Below are 4,411 nucleotides of genomic sequence, written 5' to 3'. Positions count from 1 at the left end.
CATCAACACCCCCGCCCCCTCCCCCAGCTCCTCCGAAGGCACCACCAGGAGGCCCAGTTCGGCGGACGAGGCCAGGAGGCGGTGGGTCGGGAGGATGCGGACCGTGTAGCCGAAGGAGCCCGTGCGGTCCAGGGAGAGCGGGCCCTCGTAGATCCAGCGGCCCTCGTCGTCGGGGCCGCTCGCCGGCTTCAGCGGGACGCAGGTCGCGTCCGTGATGCGGTCCTCGCCGTCCACCCGGCCGGAGACGGCCTGCACCTCGACGTCGTCCGGGACCAAATCGCCCAGGCCCACCCGGACGCGCAGCACCAGCGTCGCGCCCAGCTCGGCGGCCGTGCTGAGCGGGGCCGCCGAGGTCTCCACGTGGTCCACGCTCACCCGGTGCCAGGCACCCCGCACCCGCCCCTTCCACTCGGACAGTTCGCGGGCCACATCCGGGGTCAGCGACCGGTGGGCGCGGGCGGCCGGCGTGTAGAGGCGGTCGACGTACTCCCGCACCATACGGCCCGCCAGCACCTTCGGCCCCAGATGCGTGAGCGTCTCGCGGACCATCTCGATCCAGCGGTCGGGCAGCCCGCCCTGGCCCCGCTCGTAGAAGCGGGGGGCCACCCGCCGCTCCAGCAGGTCGTAGAGGGCGGCCGCCTCCACGTCGTCGCGGCGGTCCTGGTCCTCGTCGGACGCCGTGCCGTCCGCCGTCGGGATCGCCCAGCCGAAGTCGGGCCGGAACCATTCGTCCCACCAGCCGTCCAGCACGGACAGATTGAGACAGCCGTTCAGCGCCGCCTTCATGCCGGACGTACCGCACGCCTCCAGCGGGCGCAGGGGGTTGTTCAGCCACACGTCGCAGCCCGGGTACAGCTTCTGCGCCATCGCCATGCCGTAGTCGGGCAGGAACACGATCCGGTGGCGGACGCGCGGGTCGTCCGCGAACCGCACCAGCTCCTGGATCAGGCGCTTTCCGCCGTCGTCCGCCGGGTGTGCCTTGCCCGCGATCACGATCTGGATCGGCCGCTCCGGGTGGAGCAGCAGATCCATCAGGCGGTCCTGGTCGCGCAGCATCAGGGTGAGGCGCTTGTAGGAGGGGACGCGACGGGCGAAGCCGATCGTCAGGACGTCCGGGTCCAGCACGCCCTCGATCCAGCCGAGTTCGGCCGTGCCGGCGCCGCGCTGCCGCCAGGAGGCGTGCAGACGTTCCCGTACCTCGACGACCAGTTGTTCGCGCAGGTCGCGGCGGAGGTCCCAGATGTCCTGGTCGGGGATGTCGCCGACGGCGTCCCAGCGTTCGGAGCCGCCGACCGACATGGCGTCCTCGGTCCGTTCGGCGCCGATCTGGCGGGCGCCGAGCCGGAAGACCTCCGGGGCCACCCAGGTCGGGGCGTGCACGCCGTTCGTCACCGAGGTGATCGGGACCTCGTCCGGGTCGAAGCCCGGCCACAGGCCGGAGAACATCTCCCGGCTGACCTGCCCGTGCAGCAGCGAGACCCCGTTGGCGCGCTGGGCGAGCCGGAGCCCCATCACCGCCATGTTGAAGACGTTCGGGTCGCCACCCGGGTACGTCTCCATGCCGAGGCCCAGGATGCGGCCCACGTCGATGCGCGGCAGTTCGGCGTCGGGGCCGAAGTGGCGGGCGACCAGTTCTCGGTCGAAGCGGTCGATGCCGGCCGGGACGGGCGTGTGCGTGGTGAAGACGGTGCCGGAGCGGACCGCTTCCAGGCCGGCGTCGAAGTCGAGCCCCTCGTCGCCGAGTTCGGCGATGCGTTCCAGGCCGAGAAAGCCGGCGTGGCCCTCGTTGGTGTGGAAGACCTCGGGCCCGGCGTGGCCGGTGAGCCGGCAGTACGTGCGCACCGCCCGGACACCCCCTATGCCGAGCAGCATCTCCTGGAGGAGCCGGTGTTCGCTGCCGCCGCCGTAGAGCCGGTCGGTCACCCCGCGTTCGCCGAGGTCGTTCTCCTCGACGTCCGAGTCGAGCAGCAGCAGCGGCACCCGGCCGACCTGGGCCTCCCAGATCCGGGCGTGCAGCCGGCGGCCGCCGGGGAGCGCCAGGCCGACCTGAGCCTGGGTACCGTCGGGCTCCTGCAGCGGCACCAGGGGCAGTTCGTTCGGGTCGAGCACCGGGTAGTGCTCCTGCTGCCAGCCGTCCCGGGACAGGGACTGCCGGAAGTAGCCGTGCCGGTAGAGCAGGCCGACGCCGATCAGCGGGACACCGAGGTCGCTGGCCGCCTTCAGATGGTCGCCGGCGAGGATGCCGAGGCCGCCGGAGTACTGCGGCAGCGCCGCCGTGATGCCGAACTCGGGCGAGAAGTAGGCGATGGCGGCCGGGAGTTCGGAGTTCTGCGCCTGCCCCTGGTACCAGCGGTCGCCGGTGACGTAGTCGCGCAGGTCGTCGGCGGCGGCGGTCAGCCGGCGCAGGAAGCGCCGGTCCTCTGCGAGTTCGGCCAGACGCCGGACGGAGACGGAGCCGAGGAGCCGTACGGGGTCGCCGCCGACGGCGGTCCAGCGCTCGGGGTCGACCGACTGGAAGAGGTCACGGGTCTCCGGGTGCCAGGACCAGCGCAGATTGCGCGCCAGTTCGCTGAGCGGATGGAGGGGTTCGGGCAGGACGGGTCGGACGGTGAATCTGCGGATGGCCTTCACAGAGGATTCCACCTTCGCGCCAGGACGTACGGGCCGGGGGACGCACTCCGCTGTGCGCCGTTCGTCACCCCCCGACGGTAGCGGCGCGGGGCCGTGACAACTACGGCGCGTCCCTCCGTATGCAATTACGGCGCATCCGTACCCCGTCCGCCCGGCGGGGCAGTCCGCCCCGGGCCGTTCAGTCCTGAATTCGTCGCAACCCGTCAGCAACCTTCCCATGTACCCCACGGGTGATATTGGCCGATTCCACCTCTCTGCGCGGCCTTGTGGCGCTTCACCCCGCACGAGAGGCTTCCGGTGAACCCCGGTGTGGGAGCGCCGGGTCGAGGAGGGGGTTCTCAGACATGCACCAGCCGGCAGAGGTGAGAAACAGGGGTGCGCGCCGGGCGGGTGGGCTCACGGCGGTGATGACGGCCGCGGTGCTTTCGGCCATCACCCTGCCCGCGCACGCCGCACCGGAGGGGTACGTCCACGGCGCCGGTGGCCCCGGTTCCGTCAACGGCAGTTACATCGTCACCCTCGAACCGGGAACGGAGGCCCCGTCGACGGCGGGAACGGGCATAGCGTCGAAGTACGGGGCGAAAATACGCCACATGTACGGCAGCGCCCTGAACGGCTACTCCGTGACAGCCGGTGAGAAACAGGCCAGGCGGCTCGCGGCGGACCCGCGCGTGGCATCGGTCGTCCAGGACACGAAGGTCACCTACACCGGCAGCCGTCCCGACCCGCCCTCCTGGGGCCTGGACCGCGTCGACCAGCCGGACCTGCCGCTCGACAAGAGCTACACCTGGCCGGAGTCGGCGGGCAGGGGCGTCACCCTGTACGTGATCGACACCGGCGTACGGATCACCCACAAGGACTTCGGCGGACGGGCGAGCAACGGCTGGGACTTCGTGGAGAACGACCGCACGGCGCAGGACGGCAACGGCCACGGCACCCATGTAGCGGGCACCGTCGCCGGTACCGCGTACGGGGTCGCCAAGAAGGCGAAGGTCGTCGCCGTCCGCGTGCTCGACGGCGCGGGCGGGGGGACGACCGCCCAGGTCATCGCGGGTGTCGACTGGGTCACCGAGCACGCGAGGAAGCCGGCCGTGGCCAATATGAGCCTCGCCGGTCTCGGCAACACCCAACTCGACGCGGCCGTGCGCAACTCCATAGCCTCCGGCGTCACCTACACGGTGGCCGCGGGCAACGACGGGCGTGCCGCGGGCCTCTACTCGCCCGCCCGCGTCAAGCAGGCGATCACCGTCGGCGCCACCGACCGCAAGGACGTCCGCGCCGATTTCTCGAACTGGGGGCCGAGCCTGGACCTGTTCGCCCCCGGCAGGTCCATCACCTCGGCCTCCCACCGGAGCGACACCGCGAAGGCGACGCACTCCGGTACGTCCATGGCCGCGCCGCACGCGGCGGGCGCGGCGGCCCTGTATCTGGCCGACCGTCCACGGGCCGCTCCGGTGGAGGTGGCCAAGGCGTTGGTCAAGGATGCGGTTTCGGGCAAGGTCAAGGACAGATATCCGGGCTCCCCGAACAGGCTTCTCCTCGTCGACCGCCTGTAGGAGCCCGTAACACCACTGGTGAGCGGGGCTTTACCGAGAGCGACTACAGTGACCGGCCTCGCCCCCTTCGGACGAGGCCGGTCTTGTGTGTAGACATACGCGTGAGTAGTTAACAAAGTGCCGGAATGCCCACCCGCACTGTGTGGGAAGGCTCCACCGGTACGTCCCGCTGCATTCCCCTGCCCCCCGCTACACACACGAACACCCGGAGACAGCGATAGCGA

Annotated in this window: 2 protein-coding genes; one reads left to right on the top strand and one right to left on the bottom strand. The window is 71.1% G+C overall.

The window, feature by feature from the left end; all coding sequences use genetic code 11:
• Positions 1–2,631: glycosyltransferase family 1 protein (locus P1P70_RS41305; protein WP_319247139.1), on the bottom strand; the 2,631-nt coding region annotated here is incomplete at its 3' end.
• A gap of 344 nt (positions 2,632–2,975) precedes the next feature.
• On the opposite strand from P1P70_RS41305, the gene P1P70_RS41300 reads away from it, so the two are divergent.
• Positions 2,976–4,187 (top strand): S8 family peptidase, encoded by a 1,212-nt coding sequence (locus P1P70_RS41300; protein WP_319247137.1) that lies wholly within the window; start codon positions 2,976–2,978, stop codon positions 4,185–4,187.
• The last annotated feature ends 224 nt before the right edge of the window (positions 4,188–4,411 follow it).

This window comes from Streptomyces sp. MB09-02B, from assembly GCF_033794485.1.
Taxonomy (GTDB): Bacteria; Actinomycetota; Actinomycetes; order Streptomycetales; family Streptomycetaceae; genus Streptomyces.
Note: the sequence above shows the minus strand (reverse complement) of the source record. Positions and strands in the feature narration are given on the sequence as shown.